The organism is Methylobacterium sp. AMS5 (assembly GCF_001542815.1).
In the GTDB taxonomy this organism is placed as follows: domain Bacteria; phylum Pseudomonadota; class Alphaproteobacteria; order Rhizobiales; family Beijerinckiaceae; genus Methylobacterium.
In genome coordinates this window covers 5,388,567-5,413,514 of the sequence record NZ_CP006992.1, presented here as the reverse complement: position 1 = coordinate 5,413,514, position 24,948 = coordinate 5,388,567, and the positions used below count along the sequence as shown (strand labels likewise).

The 24,948-nt window shown below is 67.3% G+C and carries 22 protein-coding genes and 1 tRNA gene; 15 read left to right on the top strand and 8 right to left on the bottom strand.

The genetic code is table 11. The annotated features are described in order from the left end of the window. Nucleotides 1–723 precede the first annotated feature (723 nt). Both Y590_RS24110 and Y590_RS24105 read right to left on the bottom strand, forming a co-directional pair. Nucleotides 724–2,220 carry a protein adenylyltransferase SelO gene (locus Y590_RS24110; protein WP_060772072.1) on the bottom strand — a complete coding sequence of 499 codons (1,497 nt, stop codon included), beginning with the start codon at nucleotides 2,218–2,220 and terminating at the stop codon, nucleotides 724–726. Between the two features lie 190 nt (nucleotides 2,221–2,410). Next, entirely contained in the window at nucleotides 2,411–2,914 is a 504-nt protein-coding gene (locus Y590_RS24105; protein WP_003598253.1) for a YciE/YciF ferroxidase family protein, read from the bottom strand. 291 nt (nucleotides 2,915–3,205) lie between these two features. Between Y590_RS24105 and Y590_RS24100 the strand changes: the two genes are divergently transcribed. Then, nucleotides 3,206–4,540: an MFS transporter gene (locus tag Y590_RS24100; protein WP_060772071.1), complete on the top strand. Its 1,335-nt coding sequence runs from the start codon at nucleotides 3,206–3,208 to the stop codon at nucleotides 4,538–4,540. 388 nt (nucleotides 4,541–4,928) lie between these two features. After that, nucleotides 4,929–5,945, top strand: a complete 1,017-nt coding sequence (locus Y590_RS24095; protein WP_060772070.1) for a PAS domain-containing protein — start codon at nucleotides 4,929–4,931, stop codon at nucleotides 5,943–5,945. A 73-nt stretch (nucleotides 5,946–6,018) separates the two neighbouring features. Here Y590_RS24095 and Y590_RS24090 read toward each other — a convergent pair whose 3' ends face one another. Both Y590_RS24090 and Y590_RS24085 read right to left on the bottom strand, forming a co-directional pair. Then, nucleotides 6,019–6,354, bottom strand: coding sequence for a hypothetical protein (locus Y590_RS24090; RefSeq protein ID WP_286161822.1), 336 nt, complete (start codon nucleotides 6,352–6,354; stop codon nucleotides 6,019–6,021). Between the two features lie 55 nt (nucleotides 6,355–6,409). Beyond that, on the bottom strand, nucleotides 6,410–7,219 hold the full coding sequence (locus tag Y590_RS24085) for an IS5 family transposase (protein WP_060772089.1): 810 nt from the start codon (nucleotides 7,217–7,219) through the stop codon (nucleotides 6,410–6,412). A 1,005-nt stretch (nucleotides 7,220–8,224) separates the two neighbouring features. Here Y590_RS24085 and Y590_RS24080 point away from each other — a divergent pair. From Y590_RS24080 to Y590_RS24070, 3 genes are all read left to right on the top strand, one after another. Continuing rightward, the gene (locus tag Y590_RS24080; protein ID WP_060772068.1) at nucleotides 8,225–8,680 is read left to right on the top strand and encodes a hypothetical protein; all 456 of its coding nucleotides are present in this window, start codon (nucleotides 8,225–8,227) and stop codon (nucleotides 8,678–8,680) included. Nucleotides 8,681–8,904: 224 nt separating this feature from the next. Then, the gene (locus Y590_RS24075) at nucleotides 8,905–9,717 is read left to right on the top strand and encodes an IS5 family transposase (protein WP_060768287.1); all 813 of its coding nucleotides are present in this window, start codon (nucleotides 8,905–8,907) and stop codon (nucleotides 9,715–9,717) included. A gap of 342 nt (nucleotides 9,718–10,059) precedes the next feature. Beyond that, a complete protein-coding gene (locus tag Y590_RS24070; protein WP_060772067.1) occupies nucleotides 10,060–10,761 on the top strand; it encodes a GntR family transcriptional regulator in 702 nt (233 codons plus the stop codon). A 4-nt stretch (nucleotides 10,762–10,765) separates the two neighbouring features. Here Y590_RS24070 and Y590_RS24065 read toward each other — a convergent pair whose 3' ends face one another. Then, a complete protein-coding gene (locus Y590_RS24065; RefSeq protein ID WP_060772066.1) occupies nucleotides 10,766–11,176 on the bottom strand; it encodes a nuclear transport factor 2 family protein in 411 nt (136 codons plus the stop codon). 209 nt (nucleotides 11,177–11,385) lie between these two features. On the opposite strand from Y590_RS24065, the gene Y590_RS24060 reads away from it, so the two are divergent. From Y590_RS24060 to Y590_RS24035, 7 genes are all read left to right on the top strand, one after another. Then, complete coding sequence (locus Y590_RS24060) at nucleotides 11,386–12,576, top strand: ABC transporter substrate-binding protein (protein WP_060772065.1); 1,191 nt, start codon at nucleotides 11,386–11,388, stop codon at nucleotides 12,574–12,576. A gap of 46 nt (nucleotides 12,577–12,622) precedes the next feature. Continuing rightward, the gene (locus tag Y590_RS24055) at nucleotides 12,623–13,492 is read left to right on the top strand and encodes a branched-chain amino acid ABC transporter permease (protein WP_060772064.1); all 870 of its coding nucleotides are present in this window, start codon (nucleotides 12,623–12,625) and stop codon (nucleotides 13,490–13,492) included. Nucleotides 13,493–13,494: 2 nt separating this feature from the next. Continuing rightward, on the top strand, nucleotides 13,495–15,966 hold the full coding sequence (locus tag Y590_RS24050) for a branched-chain amino acid ABC transporter ATP-binding protein/permease (protein WP_060772063.1): 2,472 nt from the start codon (nucleotides 13,495–13,497) through the stop codon (nucleotides 15,964–15,966). A 41-nt stretch (nucleotides 15,967–16,007) separates the two neighbouring features. After that, on the top strand, nucleotides 16,008–16,901 hold the full coding sequence (locus Y590_RS24045; protein ID WP_201026758.1) for a polysaccharide deacetylase family protein: 894 nt from the start codon (nucleotides 16,008–16,010) through the stop codon (nucleotides 16,899–16,901). A gap of 173 nt (nucleotides 16,902–17,074) precedes the next feature. Beyond that, nucleotides 17,075–18,691: a gamma-glutamyltransferase gene (ggt, locus tag Y590_RS24040; RefSeq protein WP_201026757.1), complete on the top strand. Its 1,617-nt coding sequence runs from the start codon at nucleotides 17,075–17,077 to the stop codon at nucleotides 18,689–18,691. A gap of 72 nt (nucleotides 18,692–18,763) precedes the next feature. Next, nucleotides 18,764–19,078, top strand: a complete 315-nt coding sequence (locus Y590_RS26720; RefSeq protein ID WP_144440049.1) for a hypothetical protein — start codon at nucleotides 18,764–18,766, stop codon at nucleotides 19,076–19,078. Between the two features lie 77 nt (nucleotides 19,079–19,155). After that, nucleotides 19,156–19,353 (top strand): hypothetical protein, encoded by a 198-nt coding sequence (locus tag Y590_RS24035; protein ID WP_060772443.1) that lies wholly within the window; start codon nucleotides 19,156–19,158, stop codon nucleotides 19,351–19,353. A gap of 268 nt (nucleotides 19,354–19,621) precedes the next feature. Here the strand turns inward: Y590_RS24035 and Y590_RS24030 are convergent, their stop codons facing one another. Then, nucleotides 19,622–20,737: a calcium-binding protein gene (locus Y590_RS24030; RefSeq protein ID WP_060772060.1), complete on the bottom strand. Its 1,116-nt coding sequence runs from the start codon at nucleotides 20,735–20,737 to the stop codon at nucleotides 19,622–19,624. Nucleotides 20,738–21,133: 396 nt separating this feature from the next. Between Y590_RS24030 and Y590_RS26855 the strand changes: the two genes are divergently transcribed. Then, on the top strand, nucleotides 21,134–21,292 hold the full coding sequence (locus tag Y590_RS26855; RefSeq protein ID WP_158509762.1) for a hypothetical protein: 159 nt from the start codon (nucleotides 21,134–21,136) through the stop codon (nucleotides 21,290–21,292). A gap of 49 nt (nucleotides 21,293–21,341) precedes the next feature. Here the strand turns inward: Y590_RS26855 and Y590_RS24020 are convergent. Next, a tRNA-Lys gene (locus Y590_RS24020) sits at nucleotides 21,342–21,417 on the bottom strand. A 195-nt stretch (nucleotides 21,418–21,612) separates the two neighbouring features. Between Y590_RS24020 and hemC the strand changes: the two genes are divergently transcribed. Further along, complete coding sequence (gene hemC, locus Y590_RS24015) at nucleotides 21,613–22,542, top strand: hydroxymethylbilane synthase (RefSeq protein ID WP_060772058.1); 930 nt, start codon at nucleotides 21,613–21,615, stop codon at nucleotides 22,540–22,542. Between the two features lie 245 nt (nucleotides 22,543–22,787). Here the strand turns inward: hemC and Y590_RS24010 are convergent, their stop codons facing one another. After that, on the bottom strand, nucleotides 22,788–23,849 hold the full coding sequence (locus tag Y590_RS24010; RefSeq protein WP_060772057.1) for a GSCFA domain-containing protein: 1,062 nt from the start codon (nucleotides 23,847–23,849) through the stop codon (nucleotides 22,788–22,790). A 47-nt stretch (nucleotides 23,850–23,896) separates the two neighbouring features. On the opposite strand from Y590_RS24010, the gene Y590_RS24005 reads away from it, so the two are divergent. Beyond that, entirely contained in the window at nucleotides 23,897–24,919 is a 1,023-nt protein-coding gene (locus Y590_RS24005; RefSeq protein WP_060772056.1) for a WcbI family polysaccharide biosynthesis putative acetyltransferase, read from the top strand. Nucleotides 24,920–24,948: the final 29 nt, after the last annotated feature.

Here is a 24,948-nt window from a genome sequence, read left to right as displayed (position 1 = left end):
GCCTGTCAGGCTTGAGATCAAGCCCGCCCCGTCTGTGGCGCTTCCACTACGATAAGAACCGTGCGCATCGTCGATCCGTTTGCCGCTGACCCGCCGAGTTTCGGCGAGTGACCTGCAAGTGACATTCTGCAAGTGAGGGGCGCGGAGTAAGCGATGCGCACCCTCCCGTCAATCCGCAGATCCCGTATTTGCGGCGGCGAAGCTTGTATTCGATACGCGCCCCGCCGTTCCGCCGCTTCAGGCCGCCCGCACCGTGCCCGGGAAGTGCGTCACCTCGGCGCGGAGACGCTCCGATTGCGGCGACGGTTCGGACGTCCGCGGCACGCCGGCGATGCTCGACGTCAAAGCGCCGGTTCGGAAGCGGCCTGAGCGTCGCTGCGCCCCACTCGTCCACCGCCGCCGCATCGGCGGCGCGGGCGCACATCTCGCAGCCGATTGCCGCTGACCGCAAGGGTGGAGACCCGTACGAACAAGCGGCCGAGCAGGGCAGCCCAGGCTGCGGGCGACAGCAGAACCGTCTGGAGTGAGCGGACGGTTTGCGCGATGACGAACGCCTCGACGACATCTCAGGAGCCGATCGATCGAGGAGGAGCGTTAGAAGTGCATCCCTATCGAGCGATTCGTCTCGATTACGCTTGATCGCAAATATATAAAACTTCATGCAGGCGCTTAATTTACATAACGGCTGCTCGATACCAAATATACTGACGAAAATATTCTTTCTCAGGTTCCGCAGAAGGTGCGATATCCCCGCCCGCCGCCTTCCGGAGGCTCGGCATATTGTGCGAAATCCGGCTGGTCGTCGTAGGGGCGTGCGAGGACCATCAACAGCGTCTCGAACGATGCGAAATTCTGCCGTTCGACCGCGGCCGTGATCATCTCCTCGACGCGGTGGTTGCGTGGGATGAAAGCGGGATTGGCGGCTCTCATCATCTGCCGCCGGGCGGCAGCATCGCCGGCTTCCTCCTCGAGCCGCCTGCGCCAGCCTTCGGCCCAGCGATCGAAGGCGGTCGGATCGATGAAAAGACTCCGCACGGCTTCGACAGCGGCCGGATCCGGTTCGCCATCGGGTCCCGGCGCAGCCTCGCCGAGGCGCCGGAAGGTGAGGGTGAAGTCGGCCTCGTTCTCGGCCATGGTTTTCAGGAGATCGCCCGCAAGTGCGGGATCGCCGTCGCGCGTCGTGGCGAGACCGAGCTTGCGGTTCAATCCGCCGTGATAGGCCGCCTCGAACTGGCCGGCGAAGCCGGTCAGCGCAGCCTCGGCTCCGGCAACAGCCTGCGTCTCGTCGTCCGAGAGAAGGGGCAGCAGGGCCTCCGCGAGCCGGGTGAGGTTCCAGAGGGCGATGCGCGGTTGGTTGCCGTAGGCGTAGCGCCCATGGCGATCGATGGAGCTGAAGGCGGTTGCGGGGTCGTAGGTGTCGAGAAAGGCGCAAGGACCGTAATCGATGGTCTCGCCGGCAATCGACATGTTGTCGGTGTTCATCACGCCGTGGACGAAGCCGACGGTGAGCCAACGCGCGACCAGCTCGGCCTGACGGCGGATCACACCGTCCAGCAGGGTGCGGTAGGGATTGTCGGCACGCGCCGCCTCGGGATCGTGGCGCGCGATGGCGTGGTCGGCGAGCGCGCGCAGACCTTCGACGTCCCCGCGGGCGGCGAAGAACTGGAACGACCCGACTCGGATATGGCTCGATGCGACACGCGTCAGCACCGCGCCCGGCAGCACCGTCTCGCGGATCACCCGCTCGCCGGTGCTCACGGCCGCGAGCGCGCGGGTGGTCGGAATGCCGAGGGCGTGCATCGCCTCGCTCACGAGATACTCGCGCAGCACCGGACCGAGGGCGGCGCGTCCGTCGCCCTGGCGGGAAAAGGGAGTCGGGCCAGATCCTTTGAGTTGGATGTCGCGGCGGTGCCCGTCGCGACCGACGACCTCGCCCAGCAGGATCGCACGCCCGTCGCCGAGTTGCGGCACGAATTGCCCGAACTGGTGCCCGGCATAGGCCGCCGCTAGCGGCTCCGCACCTTCCGGAACCCGCCGTCCGGCCAGGACGTCGACGCCCTCCGGGCTTTCGAGACGATCGGGATCGAGGCCGAGATCCACGGCCAGCGCCCGGTTCAGCCGGACCAACCGGGGTGCCTCGACCGCCGTCGGCACGACCCGGCCGAAGAAGCGGCCGGGCAAGCGCGCGTAGCTGTTGTCGAAGGGAAAGAGGGCGGTCATCGGCAGTACCGGTGTGAAAGCGGCTCAGTGCGAGACGCGGGCAGAGCAAAGGGAAGGGCCGGGCCGAACGCAAGGGCCCCGCGCCGGAAGGCACGAGGACCGCTACGTCCGGCACGACGGGATCACCGGGTTGCCGATCCGATCAGAGCCGACCGGTGACGGAGCCACGGTGGTCCTTTCGTCGGGGTGTTCAGGCCGCCTTCTGGTTCACCCGGCTCTCGGCCAGAGCCGTGAGCTTCTGGTCAGTCGCCTTTTCCTCGTCGAGCGTCTGCTGGAGCACCGCCGCGCAATCGTCGCGGCCGAGCCGCTTGGCCCACGCGACGAGGGTGCCGTAGCGTGCGATCTCGTAATGCTCGACAGCCTGCGCCGCCGCGAGCAGGGCGGCATCGAGCACCTCCTTGTCGGCGACCTCGCCGGCGGTCTCGTTGGCTTCCTTGATGATCCCGTCGATGGCAGGGCAGTTGACCGCCTTCGGCTTGTGACCGTGCATCTCGAACACCTGTTCGAGGCGTTTGATCTGCCCTTCCGTCTCGCGCAGATGCGTCTCGAATCCCTGGCGCAGCTGCGCGTTCGTCGCCTTTCCGATCATCGTCGGCAGAGCTTTGGTGATCTGGTTCTCGGCGTAATAGACATCCTGCAACGTGTGCACGAAGAGGTCGTCCAGCGATTTGATGTCCTTCGTGAACAGACCCATGGCGTCCTCCTGTAACGGTCTCGGGCCCATGCCTGAGCAAGTCCCGTCGCAAGGGAAGCCCGACGGCGCTGCGGCGGTTCCGATACGCCAGCCATAGGTTCTGGCATCGCCAACGGCTTCGCTTCACGTTTGGGACAACATAGTTCTATTTTCCAATCCCGGCGGCGCCCTGCGGCGATCGGCGGTCACCCCCGCGGTGGCGCCTGAACCCGCTTCTATCCGGCTCCCAGCAAGTCCGGTACGAGATCCCCGCGCACGGCCTGCGGCAAGGCGATCGGACGGGGTGACGGCATGGCGGATGCGCTCACGAGCAAGGTGGCGCGGCGCCTGCTGCCCTTCCTGATGCTGTGCTACTTCTTCGCCTATCTCGACCGGGTGAATGTCGGCTTCGCCGCACTCACGATGAACCGGGATCTCGGCCTGTCGGCAACGGCCTACGGGTTCGGGGCGGGCCTGTTCTTTCTCGGCTACGTCGCCTTCGAGGTGCCGAGCAACCTGATCCTGGAGCGGGTCGGGGCGCGGATCTGGATCGCGCGGATCATGGTGACGTGGTCGCTGGTTTCGGCCTCGACCGCGCTCGTCGTCGGCGAGTGGTCGTTCTACCTCGTGCGCGTCGGACTCGGGCTCGCCGAGGCCGGCTTCTTCCCCGGCATCATCCTTTATCTCACCTACTGGTTTCCCGCCCGACAGCGCGCCGGCATCGTCGGGACCTTCATGATGGCGGTGCCGCTCTCGGCGGCGATCGGTGCGCCGCTGTCGGGCCTCGTCATGAGCCTCACCGAAGGCTGGCTCGGGCTCGCGGGCTGGCAGTGGCTCTACCTGCTGGAAGCCGCACCCAGTCTGCTTCTGGGCATCGCAACCCTGTTCGTGCTGACCGACCGGCCGGAACGCGCCTCCTGGCTGACCGCCGATGAACGGGCGAGCCTCGTGGCGCGGATGGCGGAGGATCGCCGGCTCAGCCCGAACCGGACCGCGCATCTGAGTGCGGCCCTGCTCGATCCGCGAGTGCTCGGGCTCGGGCTGGTCTATTTCGGACTCAGCACCGGACTCTACGCCGTCGGCCTGTGGTTGCCGCAGATCGTAAGCGGTTTCGGCTTCACGACGACGGCGACGGGGTTCGTGACCGCCGTTCCCTACATCGTCTCGGCTGCGGGCATGCTGGCCTGGACACGCCATTCCGACCGCACGGGTGAGCGCACCCGACATGTCGCGATCCCGACCGTGGCCGCCGGCCTCGCCCTCTTCGCCGCGAGCCGAGCCGGCACACCGCTCCTGACCATCGCCGCGCTCAGCGCGGCGGCGCTCGGCGTTTTCGCGGCTCTGCCGACCTTCTGGACACTGCCCACCCGCCTCCTCACGGGCAGCGCAGCCGCGGGCGGCATCGCTCTGATCAACGCGCTCGGAAGCCTCGGCGGATTTGCCGGGCCCGCCCTCATGGGCTGGATCCGCGATGCGACCGGACGCTTCGACGACGCGTTGGCTGCGGTTGCCGCCGTGCTGGTTCTGGCAGGGGTCGCGGTTCTCCGCCTCGGCCGGGACATCGCGCGGGATACGGGCGCATGCGCGGATGCCGGACCGGCCCGAAGCCCCGAGGGAGACGCTCGACCGGAGCCAAATCGGCCGTGACATTGCCGGCGCCGCGACCGACGGATGCCACGCCGCGATCCGCTGGACCGGTGTCGAGCCCGTAGGATGGCGGACAGGCGGCCCTGAACCTGCCACGGACGACCGAACGCAAAGCTGGACGTCACGCCTTGCCGGATCGAGGGCGGCAGGCTCGCAGTAGAATGGCCCATGTCGACGACATTGGTTGGCGGCGCCGAACGCGGCGATCGTGATCGCGCGGCATTCTGAAGATTCCGCTGACACCTTTTCCCCAAGGGAAAGCTGAACTACGCATGCAACACATATGTTAGTTTTGTCCTCAGCGCTCCTCTGCTATCGAGGTCGCAGGTGGAGCGCCCGCGCACAATCTGGTCGCACGAAATCATTCTCTCGTTAGCGAAACCGGGATATGCCCACGGCTGTGTCCCCGATCATGCCCCACGAAATCCTTCGTATGGTCGAAGGCTTCGGCCTGACCGGAACGTGGTCGTGGAGATTCGCCACGGATGAGCACGTCTGGTCGCCGGGTCTGTTTCGCATCCTCGGCCTCGAACAGACCGCAGCGCGGGCGGAATACGGCCTGCTCTTCGCCCTCGTCCATCCGGAGGACCGGGACAGTATCACCTCGACGTCGGAGATGCTTCAGACCGGCCACATGATCCAGCAGACCTTCCGGATCATTCGTCCGGATGGAACGCTGCGCACGGTGATGAGCCGCGGCGAGGTGATCATGGCGCCGGACGGGCGCCCGCTTCAGGCCATGGGCGTGCTGATCGATGTGAGCGACCGTGAGATGCTGGCGCGCGCGCAGGCCGCGGAACGTCGGCGCAAAAGAGCTCTCTTCGAGCGGACCGGGGCGTTTACCTCTGTCACCGCCGTCTACCCCTACACCGATTTTTCGCCCGAGTGGCTGCAGCTGGTCGGGTTGCCGAGACAGGCCCTGCTCGAGGAGCCGACGCTGCCCGTGCTGAAGGAGGAACGCGCGCGTTGGCGTGAACACGGCCGAGAACTCTACCTCACGCGGCAGGTCGTCCACACGCGCCCTCGTCTCATTCTGGCAAGCGGCGCGATCGCACCCTATCGCATGGTGATGGTGCCGATGCGGAACGCGACCGGCGACGACGATGGTTGGGTGAACTACATCGCGCCGCTCCATCTCGACGGGGCCGTGCCCGGGATCATGCGGGAGAGCCTGGAGCAGCTTGTCCGCGGCATCCATCTGCGGGCGGGTCGCGCTCTGCTCGACTGGTCGATGCAGCAACTCGCCGAAGCGGCCGGAGTCTCGTTCTCAACGGTCCGCCGGCTCGAGGACGAGGACGTGAGTGCCTCCCGGCGCGCGTTGCAGGCCGCGATAAGCGCCTTGCGGAGGCACGGGATCGTCTTCTCGTTCATGGATGACGGGACGCTCGCCCTCGGAAAAGTCTGAGCCGTCCTTCTCGCGTCGGGCGGAGACGGAATACAACCCCGATTTCGGCTCGACGCCGATCCGGCCCGCGCGATCAGGTCGTCGCCGGCGAACGCGCAACCCGTGAGCGGGGCAGGACCGAGGAGGCGATGATCGGGTTCGGTGTTGGTGTCAGGCGAACCTTGCGCTGGAGTGCGGCATGGACGTCGGCCGGCACCGCAGCCACGGGATGTTCGGCTTCGCTCTCGTGCATCGTGTCGGTCGGCTTCACGGCGACCGCATTCTTTGCAATCACCGGCGCCGGCTTACGGTCAGGGACGAGCCGGGTCGCTCCGAAGAAAACGAGACCGGCGAGGCCCCAGGTCACCGACGCGATGTTCGGCTCACCAGCGAACATCATCACCAGCAAGCTGCCGAGAGCGGCGGCCACGCCCAGGAATCGTAGCTCGGAAGCAAGTGAACCCATGGCCGCGTTCTAGAGCCTGTTATGCACTTGTCATAAGCTTTTCAGCTTGTCGGAGCATGAGGCAGACGAAGGCGACCATGTGCAGGCCAGCCAACGTGCTGGCGTAGCGCTCGTAATCTTTGACCAGCCGCCGACAGCGGGTGGCCCAGGCAAACGAGCGCTCCACCACCCATCGGCGCGGCAGCAGGACAAAGCCGCGCTTGGCCTCAGGCGCCTTCACCACTTCCAAGTCGATGCCGTGCGCGCTCGCGGCGGCGGCGGGCTTAGGCCCGGAATAGCCCTGGTCGACAAAGGCCAACTCGACGCTGTCGCCCGTCTCCGCCTGCACCTCGGCGGCCAGCCGGCCGACCTCGGCCCGGTCGTCGACATCGGCGGGCGTCACGTGCAGCGCCACGACATGGCCCGGCGTGTCAACGGCCAGATGCAGCTTCGCACCCCGCTTGCGCTTGGCCCCGTCATAGCCGGCCCGCTCGCCGCTCTCGGGCGAGGAGCGCAGCGTCCGGCTATCGAGGATCACCGCCGAGGGCTCCGGCTCCCGCTCCGCCGCCATCCGCAGCACCGCCCGCAGGTCGCCGGCCACGTCCGCGAAACTGTCGGCCGACAGCCAACGCTGCGTCTGCTGATACACGGCCGCCCAAGGCGGCAGATCGTGCGGCATGAACCGCCAGGGCGCCCCCGTCTTCACGATGTAGCGCAGCCCGTTAAACACCTCGCGCAACTCGTGGTCGCGCTGAGCCGAGTCCTCCCGCAGCAGCGCGAGGTAGGGCGCTACCAGTGCCCATTCTTCATCAGACACGTCGGACGGATAGGAGCGGCGATCAGAAGGCATGATCCAAAACGCCAATCCTGCCTATCAGTTCATAACACGCTCTAGAAAGCCGCGGTTGCGAGGGCATGTACGCGACCCATCGCATTTGAAGGGTCGACTTTCGGGCAAACGCAGAGGGCGTGCGAAGGGCCACCCGTCGCACAGCAATCACGACCGCGGAGCCGCCGAACCGATACAATCGGTCCAAAATCACGAAGTAGTCATCGCGCACCGGCGAAGCTTGACAACAGGCAAAGGTATCATTTGAATTGTTTTGCTGCGCCGATGCTGTCGGGCCAGCGGCTGGTGGGTCGGCATCTTCATCGTTGCCGGCCCACCAATCTCGCGTCTTGGCTGTGGCGGGGCGCAGAAATACGTTCAGGGGTGTATATTCTGGTACCGTCGTTCGGCACGGTACCGACGGCCGGATCGAGAAATTCGTTGCGTGTGACGGGACGAGCGTACCGTACCGGATGCTCGGGCTGTCAGCCTCATCGGCGGCGATCACGCTCGGTTGCCATGAATGGCTCGCGGCGAACGCCAAGACCACAAGCCTTTGAACGGTGGGCTTATCGTGTTCGTGATGATCGCGCCTTCGGACCCTGCTCCGCCTTGTGTGGCGCCCGGCAACCAGATCTTTCCGTTCGAGATTGTCTTCCAGCAGCGACGAGTCGAGGCCCGCGCCCGGCCGGTTTCCGGTGCAGACACGTCGCCGGAGGGCAGGAGCAGGCCAAACTCAAAGAGAGAGACGTGGGACTTTCCAAGCCCCCCGGAACACGCGGCGGTCAGGACGCGGTCTTGAACAGGCTCCGTCTCGAAGGGACGCGCCTTCGTGCGGGATAAGACGACGCAAAAACGGGGAGCGACCGGATCCTCCGAAATCCGCCGTCCTGAGCGAGCCGTGAGCGTTTAAGAAAATGGATGAGCGAGCGCGGTACGCACCTTGATCGGTTTGTGACCGGGCCAGGGTGCAGATCTTGTCTGCCGGGGTGAGAAAAGGCGAAACGGATGCATGGAAGGCTGCCCATGACCGCTTCTGTTCCCGGATTATCGCGCAAAGCGCTGGCAGACCGCCTCTCGAACGAGATGGCCGAGGCTGAGCGCCAGGGCTTCGGAACATCGACGGTCTGGCTTACCCGTGAAGAGACCGATCTGATCTGTGCAGCCCTCGAAGCGGCCTCCACGGACGATGGTATGCGCCTCGATTTCCTCGATCGGTGCATGGCGGCCATGACCGCACGGGACGGATCAGGCCGCAGGTGGCGGATGTCGATCGACCAGGACCACTTGCTGCTCGGCACGACCATGGACGCGCACGGCCTCCCGTCCTGCCGTGACGCCATTGATGAAAGGACGGCCGAACTGCGACGCGCTCAAGCAGTTGCAACCGGAGAACGGCACCGACAGGAGCCGTTTCCTGCACGCCCCGACGGCCCCCATGACTTTTCGCCCCGCCCCTACGCACGTGACGGCAAAGCATAGCGTTGCTTTATCGCGACTGAATTCAGCGCTTATACGTTTCACATGATCGCTCGGCAAATATATTCAATTAACCGTCTGTGATCAACATTCATGAAAGCGAGTGACAAAATTTACGTTTCTACCGCCTCATGATCTGAGAGCCCGTCCGATAACGTCCGGCAGGGGTTGAGTGGCCGGAATGGCGGTGATTCCAGAAGGGTGCTGAAGCCTCATCTGGACGTGCCATGTGGACCCCGACCACTCGCCGGCAGCATAACCGTGCGCGCCTTCGATACGAAACCGACCTGACGGATACGGAATGGGCGGTGATCGCGCCCATGATGCCAGAGCCCGCCTCGCGTGGTCGTCCGCCTGTCTGGACGATGCGGGAGGTCCTGAACGCGATCTTCTACGTGCTGCGCGGCGGCATCGCATGGCGGTTGATCCCAAAGGATCTCCCTCCGCGCAGCACGACGTTCGGCTACTTCAGCCGCTGGCGGGACGAGGGATTGTTCGGGCGGATCAACCACGCCCTGGTCATGGCCGACCGGGAGCGGGCCGGTCGCGAGGCCTCGCCGACGGCGGCCGTGCTCGACAGCCAGAGCGTGAAGACCACCGAGAGCGGCGGCCCGCGCGGCTACGACGCTGGAAAGAAGGTCAAGGGCCGCAAGCGTCAGGCCCTGGTCGACACGGACGGGCGCGCCCTCGTGCTCGATCCGCAGACCGCCGACATTCAGGATCGCGATGGGGCTGGACCGGTGCTGCGCCTGTCGCGGCGGACCTTCCCGTTCATCGTCAGAGCTTTCGCCGATGCAGGCTATGCCGGCGACAGACCCGCGACCGCCACCGTCATCACCATCGACATCGTGCGCAAACCGAAGGATCAGGTCGGCTTCGCCGTGCATCCACGCCGATGGGTGGTGGAACGCTTCTTCGGATGGATCAGCCGCAACCGACGCCTCTGGAAGGACCCGGAAGCGACCCTCGCCTCGGCCCAGGCCTTCCTCTACGCCGCCGCCGTCATGATCCTCGTCCGAAGGCTCGGGCGAGCATCATGACTTATCGGACGGACTCTGAGAAAAATTTTCGTCCGGACGACCGTGAATGCACGGCGCTCTATACCCGCGATCAGGTTGGAGAGCACCGGAGGTGCTGACCTTCGTGCTCAACTCGACAACGCGCCTGGTAAGGAGCAGGGGCCAACCGCAACGGGGCGCGTCATCCACGCGTTGCGCCGGTTCACCGAGCTGGGCAGGCGAAGCCAAGGTGCTTCGGCGTCATTTGTGCATCTGCTGCGAACCGGCTTTCAGGCGGCTCGAAGGGAGACCTGCGCTCGAATCGGTTCGCCGTGTCGGTCGAGAACGTTTTACCCATCGTCAAAAGGTTGATGCACGTCCGCGATGAGACAGGGTGAGACGAATTACCCGACCGACCGTGTCGGAACGATCTGCCGATCCCTGCGGCGGGCGATCGTGGAGCGGGCCCTGACCCCGGGAGACCGGCTGCCGGAGGACGCGCTCGGCGAGCGGTTCAGCGTCAGCCGGACCATCGCGCGACAGGCGCTTGGCCAGCTCGCGGGCGAGGGCTTGGTCGAACTGCGCCGGAACCGCATAGCGGTCGTGGCGAGCCCGAGCTGGGAGGAGGCGCGCGACACCTTCGACGTGCGCATCAGCCTGGAGCGCCTCGTGGTCCAGCGCCTCGCCGGCCGCCTGAGTGCCGAGCAGCAGGCCGTGCTCGAGGCACATATCGCGGGCGAAGAGCGGGCGAGCGGCGGTCCCGAGGGAGCCTCGATCCGGCTCGCCACCGAGTTTCACCTGCTGCTCGCCGAGATGACCGGGAGTCCGGTTCTCCGCCGCTATGTCGCCGAACTGGGCTACCGCTGTGCCCTGATCCTGTCGCTCTACAGCCGGCCGCACTCGTCGGACTGCGCGGTGAGCGAGCACCAGGAGATCGTGGCGGCGCTCGTCGCAGGCGACGCCGGGCGCGCAACCACACTGATGGATCACCATCTCGACGCGGTGGCCGAGCGGGCGCGCATCCTCAAGGAGCCCAGGCGCGAGCACGACCTCATCCGCTTGCTCGCGCCCTACATCGACGGCTGAGGGGTCAGGCCGATCCGCCCTGCCGTTCAAGCAGGCGCTCGGCGCTGTCGTTCCACACCTCCATCGAGACGATCAGACCGTCCCTCACGGTGAAGCGGTCGACGTAGCGGTTGCCCTCGAACGCGGTACCGTCCGGCCACGCGCCGTAGAGGGTACCGAGACTGTAGACCGTGGTTTGGCCTTCACCCGGAACCACGTCGAGCCGCTCCATCCGCTTCTTGACCCAGGCGTATCGCCCGGCGTTGAACGCCGTGACCTCGCGCGGATGGTGGAACACCCGGCCGCCGGTGAAGACGATCGCGATACCGGGCGCCATGTAGCGCGCCGCCGTTTCGGGATCGGGCACCATCGAGGCTTCCAGATAGGCCGTCACCGCCGCCGCGTCGCGCGCGCTCTGCGTTGCCTTCTCATCCATACCGCAATCTCCCTGGTGTCGGCCGTGGTGCCCTGAACATGATGCTACCGCGACATGCGTGCATGCAGAAAGTGTATGCACTTTCCGGGACTTTGTGCACAATCGGCGGGCAGCGGGATTCGGACGGGAAAATGCGAGTAGAAACAAGCGCCTTTCATCTGGCACGCCCGTTGCGGTCTTTGGTCGACCGCATACGGAGCCGGATCGCCATGCCCCAACGCCACAAGCTCGCTCGATCCCTCGCACGGCGTCTCATCCTCGGCGGCCTTTTGGCGGGCGTCACGAGCATCGGTGCCGTCCGGGCCGCCGAGCCGGTGAAGATCGGTCTCGTCACCGCGCTCAGCGGCCAATCGGCAAAATCCGGCGAGGCGATCTCCCGCGGGATCGGGCTGGCGATCGAAGAGATCAACCGCAACGGCGGCGTCCTCGGCCGGCCGCTGGAACTGGTTGCCCGCGACGACGAGGCCAACCCGTCCAAGGGCGTGCTTGCCGCCCGCGAGCTGATCCAGCGTGCCGGTGTCGTCGCGCTGATCGGCGGGCTCGACACCCCTGTCTCGATGGCGATCGTGCCGATCGCCAACCAGATGAAGGTGCCCTTCGTCGGGCCCTGGGCGGCGGGCACCGGCATCACCCGCAACGGCGCGGCCGACAACTACGTCTTCCGGGTCTCGGCGGTCGACGCGCTCGTGGACGAGGCCCTCGTCGCCTACGCGGTGAAGACCTACGGGGCGAAGAAGCCCGGCGCGATCCTCGTCAACAACGCCTGGGGCGAGTCGAACCAACAGGGGCTGGTCGCGGCGCTGAAGGCCGCGGGCCTGCCCAGCGCCGGCATCGAGAAGTACGAGGCCAACGACATCGACATGGTCCCGCAGCTCTCCCGGCTGCGCGAGGCCGGGGCCGACGCATTGTTCCTCGTCGGCAATGTCGGCCCGTCGGCCCAGGTGGTGAAGTCCCTCGACCGGATGGGCTGGACCGTGCCGGTGATCTCCCATTGGGGACCGGCGGGCGGGCGCTTCGACGAACTCGCGGGCCCCGGCGCGGCGCGGGTGCACTTCGTCCAGACCTTCACCTTCGCCGGCAACGACAGCCCAAAGGCGAAGGCGGTACTCGACGCGCTCAAGGCGAAGTACCCGGCGATCAAGTCCATGGCCGACGTCACCCCCGCCGTCGGCATCGCCAACGCCTACGACGCCACCCACCTGATCGCCCTGGCGATCCAGGCGGCCGGCGCCACCGAGGGGCCGAAGGTGCGCGACGGCTTCTACAAGGTCGCGCCCTATTCCGGACTGATCAAGACCTACGAGGCGCCGTTCGCACCGGGCCAGCACGACGCCTTGAGGCCGGACGACTTCATCTTCGCAAGCTTCAAGAATGGCGAGATCGTCGCGGTGACCAAGTGAACGGCGTCCGGAGCCGCCTTCCCGGAAGAGGGCAGGGGATGTCACCATGCTGACCAGCACCCTCGTCAGCGGGCTCGGCCTCGGCAGCATGTACGGGCTGGTGGCGCTCGGCTTCCACATCACCTTCGCGGTCTCCGGCACCGTGAACTTCGCGCAAGGGAGCGCCGTCACCCTCGGGGCGGTGCTGGGCTACACCTTCGCGGTTCAGCTCGGCTGGCCGATGCCGCTGGCGGTCGCCGCGTCTCTGGCCGGCTGCGCAGGGCTCGGCCTCGCCGTCGAGCGCCTGCTGGTGCGCCCCTTCGTGGTGCGCGGCTCCGATGCCTGGCTCCTGGCGACGGTGGCCGGCGGCATCATCCTCGACAACGTCCTCTTGTTCACCTTCGGCAAGGAGCCGCGCAGCCTGCCCTCGGCGCTGGTCGCGGCGCCCGTGCAGGTTCTGGGCGCGGGCGTCTACCCGCTCCAGCTCCTGATCCCCGTAGTCGGCGTCGCGGCAGCGGTCGCGATCCGCGCGGTGTTCCGCGGCACGGAACTCGGCCGGGTGCTGCTGGCGGTGGCGCAGAATTCTGAAGCCGCGCGGCTGATGGGCATCGACGTCGCCCGCACCGTGGCCTGTGCCTTCGCGCTCTCCGCCGTGCTCGCGGGCGCCGCGGGGCTGCTGATCGCGCCGCTCTTCTCCGTCTCGGCCGAGATGGGCGCGCTGTTCGGGATCAAGGCCTTCGCGGTGGCGATCCTGGGCGGGATCGGTTCGGCCACCGGCGTGGTGCTGGCAGGCCTCCTCTACGGCCTCGTGGAGGCCGGCGTCACCGCCACGCTCGGCTCCGGTGCGACCCAGATCGTCGTCTTCTCGGTCATCATCCTCGCGCTGGCGCTCCGCCCGAACGGGCTGCTCGGCCGCGCCGCCGTCAACAAGGTCTGACCATGCGCTCGCTTCTCCGGGCGCCGGCCGCGATGCCGCTCGCCATCCTGGCCCTGACGCTCGCGGGCCTCGCACTCGTCGCCGCGACGAGCGGCTACAGCCACTTCGTCATCGCCCTCGTGGCACTCACGGTGGTGGCCGGAACCGGCCTCAACGTCTTGCTCGGACTCGGGGGGCTGATCTCGTTCGGCCATGCCGGGTTCTACGCGCTCGGCGCCTATGCGAGCGCGATCCTGACGCTCAAGGGCGTGAGCTTCTGGCTGGCGCTTCCCGCCGCGGCCGGGCTCTCCGCCCTCGTCGGCGCAGCGCTCGCCGTGCCGGCGATGCGGGTACGCGGGCCCTACCTCGCCATGGTGACGATCGCGTTCGGCTTCCTCGTCGAGCACGCGCTGATCGAGGGCGGGGAACTCACCGGCGGGCAGAACGGCCTCGTGGTCGCCACCGGCCCGAACCTGTTCGGCCTTCCCCTCGGCGAACGCGACCTCGCGTGGCTCGCGGTGATCGGCGCGGGTCTCAGCCTGTACGGCTTCCACCGGCTCCGCCATGCCCGTCTCGGCCAGGCTTTGCGCGCGGTGCGCGACGCCGATGTCGCCGCCGCCTCGCTGGGCTTCGATCCGGTCCGGGTGAAGACCGCCGCCTTCGCGATCTCGGCGGCGCTGACCGGGCTCGCGGGTGCGGTGCTGCCGCCGCTCATGCTGTTCATCGCGCCAAGTTCGTTCCCGTTCACGCAGTCGATCCTGTTCGTCCTCGCGGTGGTGGTCGGTGGGGCCGGCACCGTGCTCGGGCCCCTGTTCGGCGCGGGGGTGACGGTGCTCCTGCCCGAGGCGCTCGCCGGGCTCGCCGAGTACCGGCTACTGTTCTTCGGCCTGACCACCCTCGTGGTGCTCTGGCTCGTGCCGGCGGGCATCGTCGGCAGCCTCAGTCGTCTCCTACCGCGGGGTGGCGGAACGCGCGCGGAGCCGGGAGCCGAGGCACCGGACTTCCTGCAGCGGACCGGGGGCGTGCCGCTCGCCGTCGAGGGGCTCGGCATCGCCTTCGGCGGGATCCGGGCAGCGGACGGCGTCGCCTTCGACGCGCGCCCCGGTGCCATTACCAGCGTCATCGGCCCGAACGGCGCCGGCAAGACCACCGTCCTCAACATGATCTCGGGCTTCTACCGCCCAAGCGCCGGTACGATCCGCCTCGGAGCGCGCGAACTTAGCGGGAAGCCGGCCCACGCCATCGCCCGCGCCGGCATCGCCCGCACCTACCAGACGACCCGGCTGTTCGGCTCGCTCAGCGTCATCGAGAACGTGATCCTCGCCCGCACCCCTGGGCGTCTGCTACGCCGGGCGCAAGCGCGGGACCGGCAGGATGCGGCGGCCCTGCTCGCCTTCGTCGGCTATGCCGGCGAACTCGACCGTCCGGCCTCCGAACTGCCGCATGTCGACCGGCGGCTGGTGGAGATCGCCCGGGCGCTCGCCGGATCCCCGCTCGTGCTGCTCCTCGACGAGCCGGCCGCCGGCCTCGCCCGGGCCGAGACCGACCGCGTCGGCGCGCTGCTGCGCCGGATCGCGGCCTGCGGCATCGCGGTGATCCTGGTCGAGCACGACATGCCCCTGGTGATGGGCGTGTCCGACCGCATCCTCGTCATGGATGCGGGCCGCCCGATCGCCCGCGGCACGCCCGCCGAGGTGCGCCGGGACCCCGCCGTGCTGCGGGCCTATCTCGGGGCCGCCGAGACCCCGGCCCGGCCGCGGTCCGCGCCCTGGAGCGGTCCGGCCGACGCGGTCCTCTCCGCCCACGGCCTGCGCGCGGGCTACGGCGCCGCGCCCGTCCTCGACGGCATCGCCCTCGCGGTGCGGCCGGGCGAGACCGTGGCTTTGCTGGGCTCGAACGGGGCCGGCAAGTCGACGGTGATGCGCTCGCTCGCGGGCCTGCTGCGCCCGGTCGAGGGCTCGGTGGTCCTGGCGGACACGCCCGTCGCGGCGCTGCCGGCGCACAGGATCGCGCGGCTCGGCCTCGCCCTGGTGCCGGAAGGGCGCCAAGTCTTTCCCGAGCTCACCGTCGTCGAGAACATCCGCCTCGGCGCCTGGAGCCGCGGCGGCCGGGTCGATCCGGCCGAAGTCGAGGCGCTGCTCGACCGGTTCCCGCGCCTGCGCGAGCGGGCGGGCAGCCGCGCCGGCCTGCTCTCGGGCGGGGAGCAGCAGATGCTGGCGATCGCGCGCGGGATGATGGCGCATCCGCGTATCCTCCTGCTCGACGAGCCCTCCCTCGGCCTCGCCCCGGCGATCATCAACAGCCTCTACGCGACCGTGGCCGAGCTGCGAGACCAGGGCACGACGATCCTCATCGTCGATCAGATGGCCGCGCTGGCGCTGACCGTGGCCGACCGCGGCTACGTCCTGGAACAGGGGCGCGTCGCCGCGGAGGGTACGGCAGCGGAGCTCAAGGCGGACGAGGCCCTCGAGGCCGCCTATCTCGGGGCGGCGTGACGGTGCACGCGTCCCACAACGACAGGATCGAGACCCTTCCCGTGACGACATCGGCGCCGCCCCCTGCCGGCCATGGCCGCTACGCCTATTCCGCCCTGCCGGACCGCCCGGTCTACGACTGGCCGGGTGGAAAACGCCTCGCGGTTTACCTCGCGCTCAACCTCGAAACCTTCGACTTCGGCGCCGGCCTCGGCGCCGAGTTGGCGCCGGGCGGGCCGCAGCCGGACGTGCTGAACTATGCCTGGCGCGATTGGGGCAACCGGGTCGGCGCATGGCGCATCCGCGACATGCTCGACGCGTTGCAGATGCCGGCGAGCATCCTCGTCAACAGCCGGATCTACCGGGAGTGCCCGGGCTTGATCGAAGCCTTCCGCGCCCGCGGCGACGAGATCGTCGGGCACGGGCGCAGCAATTCCGAACGGCAGGGCACCCTCTCCGAGGCCGAGGAGCGGGCGCTGATCGCCGAGGCGACCGCGGTTCTGACGCGGGAGGAGGGCAGGGCGCCCGCGGGCTGGCTCGGCCCCTGGATCTCGCAGTCGCGGGTCACGCCGGATCTGCTGGCGGAGGCGGGTTACCGCTACCTGCTCGACTGGTGCCACGACGACCAGCCGACGTGGTTCGCGACGCGGAACGGCGGGCGCATCCTCTCGGTGCCCTATCCGCAGGAACTCAACGACATCCCCGCGATCGTCGCCCGCAAGGACACGGGGCGCGCCTTCGCCGAGGCCATCACCGATGCCTTCGAGGAGATGCTGGAGCAGTCGCGCCGCGCGCCGCTCGTCATGGGCATCGCCTTGCATCCCTACATCGTCGGCCAGCCCCACCGCTTACGCCCCCTGCGGCAGGCTCTCGAACGGATCGCCGGGCATCGCGACACGGTCTGGCTTACCACGGCCGGCGCGATCGCGGCGCACGCCGCCGAGTTGCCGGAATAGCGGCACCGTGCGGCCGGTCTCAGGCATCACCGGGCGACGGTCTCTCGCTCGGCCCAAGCGGAAGCCCCGGAGACGCCGCCATGGATCTTAGCGAAAACCTTCACCATCCCGCGCTGACCGCCTCTCGGCGCGCACTTCTCCTGACCTCTGCGGCTGCTCTGGGAGCGACGACCATGCCGAGCCGTCTCTTCGCCGAAGCGAGCGCCCCCCGCGGCGCCCTCGCCCAGTCCCGTCAGGGCATGGTGACGAGCCCGCACGAACTCGCCAGCGAGGTCGGACGGGAGGTGCTGCGGGCGGGCGGCAACGCCATCGAGGCGGCAATCGCCATCAACGCCACCCTCTGCGTGACCTACCCGCATTTCTGCGGTCTGGGCGGTGACGCGTTCATGATCGTCAGCGACCGCAACGGCGCCAGCTTCACCCTGTCCGGCATCGGCCAGGCGGCGGCGACGCCGCCGGAGGACGGCCAGCCGATCCCGCTGCGCGGACCCGGTTCGGCGATCACCGCCGCGGGCGCCGTTGATACCTGGGAGCAAGCCTTCACCTACAGCCAGCGGGCCTGGGGTGGGCGGCAATCCTGGAAAGGACTGTTCCAGCGCGCCATCGCCTACGCATCGGACGGCTTTCCCCTGACGCCGTCGCAACGCTTCTGGGCGAACTTCCGGGCCAAGGAGATCGGCAACTGGCCCGATGTCGTGCGCGTGTTCACCGCCGAAGGCCGCATCTTGGAGGCGGGGGAGACTTTTCGGCAGCCCGAGCTCGCCCGCACGCTCACGACGCTTGCGGAGAATGGCGGCCGCGACTTCTACGAGGGCGAGCTGGCCCGCCGGATCGCGCGCGGCCTGCAACAGGCGGGCTCGCCCCTGACGGCGGACGACCTTGCCCGCTGCCGTGCGCGCAACGAGAGCGCGCTGCGCGTGCCCTACCGGGGCGGGGAGCTCATCAGCCTGCGCCCGCCGACACAGGGCCTCACCACCCTGGAGATCATGGGCGTTCTCGACCGCTTCGACGTGGCTTCCATTCCCGAAGGCAGCGCCGATTACTACCACCTCCTCGTCGAGGCCGTGAAACTGGCCTTCATCGACCGCAATCGCTTCATCGCCGATCCCGATTTCGTCGATGTGCCCGTCGAGCGGCTCCTCTCGGCCTCGCACCTCGATGCGCAGGCCCGGAGCATCGATTCGCGCACGGCCGCGCCCTGGCCCTATCTCTTCAAGACCGGTGATACCGTCTTCATCGGAGCCGCCGACCGGGACGGCAACTGTGTCAGCCTGCTGCAGACGGTCTATTTCGATTGGGGAAGCGGCGTCGTCGCGGGCGATACCGGCATCCTTTGGCACAATCGCGGCGCATCCTTCGGCGTGGACGCCAACAGCATCAACGTGCTGCGCCCCGGAAAGCGCCCGTTCCACACGCTCAATCCCGGCATGTATTTCAAGAACGGCCGTCCGACGTTGCTGTACGGAACGCAGGGCGCAGATGGGCAACCACAGACCTTGTCGGCGGTGCTGACGCGCCTGATCGATTACGGGATGGATCCGCTCACCGCCCTCGCACGCCCTCGGTTCCTTCTGGGCAAGACGTTCTCGGACAGCCGCGACAGCCTGAAGCTCGAACTCGATGCGGGTCAGGCCGTGTTCGAAGAGCTGAAGGCACGAGGGCACGAGATCAGCCCCATCCCCGCCCAGAGCCCCCTGGCCGGCCATCCGGGCGCGATCCGAATCGAAGATGACGGCCGCTTCATCGGCGCCCACGATCCGCGCAGTGACGGCTTAGCCCTCGGCCTTTGAACAAAATGCGGACTGCCCCGACGGCGGTCTATCGACGGCAGCAGCCACATTCGGGATGGCTCTGGAGCAAGTGTGAGCCGCTCTTTCTCGGCTGAGGGTCTGTCGACGCCTGGACGAATTGCGGCGTCTGACGATTCTCGTTTTCGAGCAAAGACAGACAGCCGCTTCCACGCCATGACCGCACAGGACACGGTCAACGCCAGCGGCACCGACCGCATCACCTTCCGCTGGAACGAGTCGGTCAAAGCATCCCGGCGTCCGGTTGGCTTCGCCCGACGGCCGGAGCGTATGAGCCTGCCGGAGCCATGGTCTACCAACGGCGGCGCTAGCGCGCATTCCGACGAAGTGGTGACCGGTTCGTCGAAAGAATGCGCGTCAAAACAATGAGCTAGAGACGCCGGCCTGATGCAATCAGGTCGGATACGGCTCTAGTGGCTGGGCGATCCGCATGGCATATGACATCCATGACCAACGAAGTGCCGCACCCCTACTCAATCACCATCGAGCCGCTGACGAAGCCCGAGGGCCAGTTCGGATGGGCCCTCAGGAAGCACGGGAAGCTGACCGAGCGGTCTGACCGAGCCTTCCCCAGCGAGGCCAAGGCCTACGAAAGCGCCCTGAAGGCTATCGAGCGCGAACAGACCGGCTTCGGGAGCCGGTAGGCTGCAGGTTTCCTGAAGCCCCTGTCCACTGAGAGTGCCTTACAGAATCCCCGATCTCTGACCGTTCTCGCTTTGGCGAGGACGGCGCCGAGGGAATTTTGCGAGAGGCACTAAGGGCACGCTCTATAGGATCAGCCTCCAAGGTGGAGAAGCCGTACAACCCGTCTCCGTCGCGGCTCAACATCGATCCCAGGCGGGAAATTACAACAAAAACGCAGACGTTGGCGCGGTTTCATACAGCTGCGCTGCGCATCAGCAATGGCTGCACTCACAGGATCAATGCGACGTCCCGTTGATGCGTGATATCGATACCCTGAAGGACGACAAGCGTCTGTAAGTTATCTGCATCGCCATCCTTGTCGAACAGAACTTCCGTGGACCCGTCGACCACGGCGAGCGATAGCCACCCATCGCCGAAGGGGTCGGCCGACGCCCCGACCCTGGCGAGCAACCCCGACAGGTCCAGCTTGTCCCTGGACGCGACCGAGAAGTCGGTGATGGTGTCGGCGCCCATCATATCCAGTTGAACGAGATCGCCGTAGACGAAGCGATCCGCTCCCGCGCCCCCGGTCATCACATTCTGATAGGCGCCGCTCTCCAGCGTGTCGCGACCATCGCCGCCGTCGAGGATGTTATGCCCGCGACTGGCGATCACGTCGTTCCCCGCCCCTCCGTAGAACTGACTCGACACGTAGCGATCGTAGCCGCCCGTCAGGTGATCGTTGCCCTCGCCGCCATCGACGACGGCGCGCCCGACATTGACCGAAATGGTGTCGTTTCCGGCATCGCCGTAGACGTATGCCGTGGATTTGGCAGACCCGATCGAGATCGTATCGTTGCCGTCGCCGCCATGGATCGTACCAAGCGCACTGCCGATTCTCATGCTGTCGTTGCCACCGTCGCCCGACAGCGTGCCGCTCGACATCGTGTTGATGTCGAACGTGTCCCCACCGTCTCCACCCTCGAGGTGGCTCGCCTGAAGGAAGTCGAAGCTGAAGCTGTCACGACCGGCGTCGCCATGCAGGGCCAAGCGGAAGCTGTAGTATCCCGACCCCGTGAAGCTATCGTCGCCAGTGCCGCCGAAGGCTTCGATCTTGTCCAAGGGGCCGCGCGGTCCCGGTGTCAGCAGAACGAAATGGTCGTTGCCGCCTTCTCCGTACAGAAGGTCGCCGCTACCACCGATCAACGTGTCGCGCCCACTGCCTCCCCAAAGGACATCGACGCCATCGCCACCATCGAGGCGATCCTCGCCGGATCCTCCGTACAAAGTATCGTTTCCGGCACCGCCGGTGAGGCTGTCGTTTCCGCCTCGCCCGTCGATGATGTCGTCGTCATCCGTGCCGAGGAGGGTATCTGCCTGATTGGTTCCATTGATCGCGGGCATGGCTTGAGCCTTCGCTGCACGGCCCCGAATGCAAAATATCAACCGTGCAGCAAACTTTTCGCAGACGCACTTTGGGGGTAAGACTTGATAGATTTAGAGCGTATGAAATTTCAATATTTAAATCATCTCCGTCAAATATCATATTATAAAAATTCAATCGACTTTGGGGCTTGCTATCTTTTGGGGACATTGGATCGCTTAAACTTTTGTAGGTGCAAGCGAAAGATTTGAGGCGCCTCCGAAAGGGCTCGTGGCCACGCACACCGAGTCGTTCGGCAGTATCGCATCGACGATCGCCGGGAAGCCCGCGAACGGTCCTTTGCGGACAAGGACGATCTGCCCGACGCGGATGCCCGTCCGCTGGACGATCTCGGCATCGGCCCGGAGGTGACGTTGATGGACCTGCGCCACGGCGGCAACGTCGAGGCCGGCTTGACCGACGCGCCGTTGCGCACGCTGAGCGGTCACCCGACCTCCGTCGCACAGCGCCCCGAGGGCGCGCAAGCGGCTGGAGTCGAGATTGAAGCGGGAGGGTTTGTCGAGATGAGCCGCTGACGTCATATCGAAATGGCGTCTGAGGTATCGGCTCAGTGCTTGGAATGTTTGGTGGGCGCACTAGGGTTCGAACCTAGGACCCGCTGATTAAGAGTCAGCTGCTCTACCAACTGAGCTATGCGCCCGAAGCCTCGGTGAGGAGGCTGGACCGCCGGGCCACCAATCCCGTTCGGTGGCGGCGGATTAGCAACGACCGGATGGCGTGTCCAGCCCCCTCGGAAAAGTTTTCCGACAAAGTGCCGCCGGGATCTCGCGTCCCGCACAGCCTTACATGCGCGCCAGCGCGTGACGGGCGGCATCGTCTCGGGTAAAGCGCAAGCATGAGCCTTTCGCGCGCCTTGAGAATCGGAACCCGCGGCAGCCCGATGGCGCTGGCCCAGACCGGCATGGTCCGCGATCGGATCGTGGCGGCCAATCCGGGATTGGAGACGGAAATCATCGTCGTCTCGACCGTGGCCGACCGCGTGCTCGACCGGCCGCTCTCCGAGATCGGCGGCAAGGGCCTGTTCACCAAGGAACTCGAACAAGCCCTGTTTGCCGACGAGATCGATGTCGCCGTTCACTCGATGAAGGACGTGGAAACGTGGCTTCCCGACGGGCTCGCCATCGCCTGCATCCTGGAACGCGACGACCCGCGCGACGCCTTCCTCAGCGCGAATGGGGCCAACGGTCTGGCCGATCTGCCCTCCGGCGCACGGGTCGGCACCTCTTCGCTCAGGCGCGGAGCACAGGTGCTGATGCACCGGCCCGATCTCACCATCGTGCCGCTGCGTGGCAATGCCAATACCCGGATGCGCAAGCTGGAGGCGGGGGAGTGCGACGCCACCTTGCTGGCGCTCGCCGGCCTGCAGCGCCTCGGGATGGCGGATATCGCCCGCAGCGTGCTGTCGGTGGAAGAGATGCTCCCGGCCGTGGCACAAGGCGCACTCGGCATCGAGTGCCGGGCCGGCGACGACGCGATCCGGGCGCTGTTGGCGCCCGTCGCCTGCGCCACCACGACGACGGCGCTCGACGCGGAACGCGGGCTGCTTGCCGAACTCGACGGCTCGTGCCGCACACCCATCGCGGCCCTGGCGCAGGTGAGGGGGGATCGCATCAGCCTCGACGGCTTGCTGTTCCTGCCGGATGGCAGCCGCCACTGGGCGGTCCATCGGGAGGGATTGGCGGCGGACGCGGACGCGATCGGCCGCGAGGCCGGGGCCGAGTTAAAGCAGGCCGCGGGCGACGTCTACTTCGCCCACCTCAAGTAGCCTCCTTTCCTCTCAAATCCGGTTGATCCCCTCGGGATGGCGGATTGGGATGGCGGATTTGGGCCTCGGCGGGATCCCGTCGGGCCTGCAGGATGGGTCGACTCCTCGCGCGTCGCGCGGGCGGAGCGTTACGCTTCCCCCCTCGGATCGAGCGGAACGCTTAGAGTGCCTCGCAAACCCCCCGGTCTCTAACCGTTCTCGTTCTGGCGATGACAGCGCGGCGGGAGTTTTGTGAGAGACACTTATCAGGCGAGGCTGCGCTCGATCGTCTCCTCGTCGCAGATGACGCCTGCGGTGCCGGCGAACTCCGCTTGGCTGTCGTGGGAGGGCTGCGGCTGCGGCTTCTCGGCCGAACCGGGGGCGAAGCTCGCCATGAAGGCGCGCATCACGTGGGCGACGCCGGCCTCGGCGATGCCGCGCTGGTCTTCCTCGTAGTAGCGCCCGCCATTGGTGTGGCTCGTGATGATCTCGTAGGACGGGAAGTAAACGAGGCGCGGATCGTTGCGTTCGCAGACCTCCCCGGCGGCGGCCCGCAGCACCGCCTTCGAGTGTGCGTTCGCGACGAGAACGTGTTGATCGCAATAGGTCGCGATCAGCGGCACCGGCGAGACGGTGAGGATGACCCGCGCACGCCCATTCACGCTCCAGAGCCGATCGAGAAACCCGTTGACGTCGGCGATCACCTCGGCCGTGCCCGCATTGACGAAGGCGACCTCCTGCGGATCGAACTGCCCGCCCGCGACCCCCGGCGCGAGGGAAAGCGCCGCCCCGTCGGCACGGCAACGCCAGCCCTCGGTAAGGCCGAGCGTCACGACCAGCACGTCGAGGCTCTCGAAAAGGTCACGCACCCGGGCGAGATGGGTTTCACGGGCTTCGATCACCGCGGCCTCGTCGGCGAAGCCATCGGGTTCGATGGTCGGGCGGAACGGATCGACGAAGCGTCCGTCGTCCCGCTGCCATGCCTTGAGCTGTGGATCGAAGGCGCCGAAAGCCCGGTCGAAGAGCTGCACGAACTGGCGCGGGCCGTAGAGATTGCCGTAACGCGCCGAGAAGGTGCCGAACTGACGCGCGGTCGCCTCGGCCTCGCTCAACCCTTCGGGTGCGGTTTCCGTGACGTGGTAGCGGAATCCGCCACGGACCAGCGCCTGCGAGACGCGTTGTGCAAAGCAGGAGCCGGCGGTCGCGACCCGATCGGTGCGGGCGATGCGAAAGGTCCCGCGCGGACCCGGATCGAGGGCGAAGGGCGGCACGCCCGCCACCGCCTTGCGCCAGAAGCGCTCGGCCGGTAGATCGCGGTAAGGGTTCATCGCCTGATCCGATCCTGCACGCATGCCCGCGAGAGGCCGCGCGCCGCTTGGCCCCGCTCCCCGCCCTTTTCAAACCGCTCGCCCCGGCCGTCCGGGCCTTCGCGGCGCAGCCGTTCTCCCCGCGATCCTGGGCGAGACCGTGGCGGCGACCGGCCGGCCGCCCGCGGATCGCGGTGATCGGCAATTGTCAGGCGGCCGGCATCGCGCAGGCGCTGCGGTTGTTGCTGCCGGGCGCCGCGGTCGAGACGCTTCTCGTCGCCGGGCTCGGCCGACGGTTCGGGCATCTCGACCGGCTGGCACACCATCTCGGGGATGCCGATCACGTCTTCTCGCATTTCTTTCCCACGGGCTTCGTCGCGGGCGGCAACGTCCACGGGCTCGCCGAACGCGTGCCGGGGCTGCGGCTGTTTCCAACGATCCTGTTTTCCGGCTTCCATCCCGATCTCATCCATGTCGGCGACGAAGCGAGCCTGAGGCTGTCTCGTCTCGTCGCCTCGCCGATCGGGCCGTATCACTCGGCGATCGCGCTCCACGGCTTCCGCCAGGGCCTGAGCGTCGAGGCGACCCTGCGGCTCTATACCGGTGCCGTCTTCGAGCGGCTCGGCTACTTCGACCTGTGGCAGGCGAGCGCGGACTACCTGCTGCGCACCGCCCGCGACGTCGGGTTCGGCCTGGAGCGGGAATTCGCGCTGTGGAGCCGCGGCGGCGTGTTCATGCACGTCATCAACCACCCGCACCTGCACGTGCTGGGCGACATCGCCCGGCGCCTCGCCCGCGAGACCGGCTGCGACCCGCTCGACATCCCAGTCCACACCTACGCCCCCGATGCGCTGACGTCCGAGCCGGTCTGGCCCGTCCTGCCGGGTATTGCCGAACGCTACGGCGTGGCGGGCTCGACGCTGTTCAAGGGCGACGGCCGCCGCGCCGCGCCGCGCCTGCTCGATCTGCCGGATTTCGTGGCCGAGAGCTTTGCCCTCTACGCGCGGCAGCGGTCGGAGGACCTCACCAATGCGCGGGTCGAGGCTTGGGAGAAGGATCCGGAGATCTGCTCGCTCTTCGGTGCGGCGTAGATCGATTCAGCGCGGACGGGATGGGCATG

What these genes read in the sequence shown, in the direction of transcription:
- Y590_RS24060 (WP_060772065.1), top strand. Translation starts at nt 11,386, where the DNA reads ATGCCCCAACGCCACAAGCTCGCTCGATCCCTCGCACGGCGTCTCATC.
- Y590_RS24080 (WP_060772068.1), top strand. Translation starts at nt 8,225, where the DNA reads ATGACCGCTTCTGTTCCCGGATTATCGCGCAAAGCGCTGGCAGACCGC.
- Y590_RS24105 (WP_003598253.1), bottom strand. Translation starts at nt 2,914, where the DNA reads ATGGGTCTGTTCACGAAGGACATCAAATCGCTGGACGACCTCTTCGTG.
- Y590_RS24085 (WP_060772089.1), bottom strand. Translation starts at nt 7,219, where the DNA reads ATGCCTTCTGATCGCCGCTCCTATCCGTCCGACGTGTCTGATGAAGAA.
- Y590_RS24010 (WP_060772057.1), bottom strand. Translation starts at nt 23,849, where the DNA reads ATGAACCCTTACCGCGATCTACCGGCCGAGCGCTTCTGGCGCAAGGCG.
- Y590_RS24050 (WP_060772063.1), top strand. Translation starts at nt 13,495, where the DNA reads ATGCGCTCGCTTCTCCGGGCGCCGGCCGCGATGCCGCTCGCCATCCTG.
- Y590_RS24055 (WP_060772064.1), top strand. Translation starts at nt 12,623, where the DNA reads ATGCTGACCAGCACCCTCGTCAGCGGGCTCGGCCTCGGCAGCATGTAC.
- Y590_RS24095 (WP_060772070.1), top strand. Translation starts at nt 4,929, where the DNA reads ATGCCCACGGCTGTGTCCCCGATCATGCCCCACGAAATCCTTCGTATG.
- Y590_RS24035 (WP_060772443.1), top strand. Translation starts at nt 19,156, where the DNA reads ATGACCAACGAAGTGCCGCACCCCTACTCAATCACCATCGAGCCGCTG.
- Y590_RS24065 (WP_060772066.1), bottom strand. Translation starts at nt 11,176, where the DNA reads ATGGATGAGAAGGCAACGCAGAGCGCGCGCGACGCGGCGGCGGTGACG.
- Y590_RS24030 (WP_060772060.1), bottom strand. Translation starts at nt 20,737, where the DNA reads ATGCCCGCGATCAATGGAACCAATCAGGCAGATACCCTCCTCGGCACG.
- Y590_RS26855 (WP_158509762.1), top strand. Translation starts at nt 21,134, where the DNA reads ATGGACCTGCGCCACGGCGGCAACGTCGAGGCCGGCTTGACCGACGCG.
- Y590_RS24070 (WP_060772067.1), top strand. Translation starts at nt 10,060, where the DNA reads ATGAGACAGGGTGAGACGAATTACCCGACCGACCGTGTCGGAACGATC.
- ggt (WP_201026757.1), top strand. Translation starts at nt 17,075, where the DNA reads ATGCCGAGCCGTCTCTTCGCCGAAGCGAGCGCCCCCCGCGGCGCCCTC.
- Y590_RS24110 (WP_060772072.1), bottom strand. Translation starts at nt 2,220, where the DNA reads ATGACCGCCCTCTTTCCCTTCGACAACAGCTACGCGCGCTTGCCCGGC.
- hemC (WP_060772058.1), top strand. Translation starts at nt 21,613, where the DNA reads ATGAGCCTTTCGCGCGCCTTGAGAATCGGAACCCGCGGCAGCCCGATG.
- Y590_RS24075 (WP_060768287.1), top strand. Translation starts at nt 8,905, where the DNA reads ATGTGGACCCCGACCACTCGCCGGCAGCATAACCGTGCGCGCCTTCGA.
- Y590_RS24100 (WP_060772071.1), top strand. Translation starts at nt 3,206, where the DNA reads ATGGCGGATGCGCTCACGAGCAAGGTGGCGCGGCGCCTGCTGCCCTTC.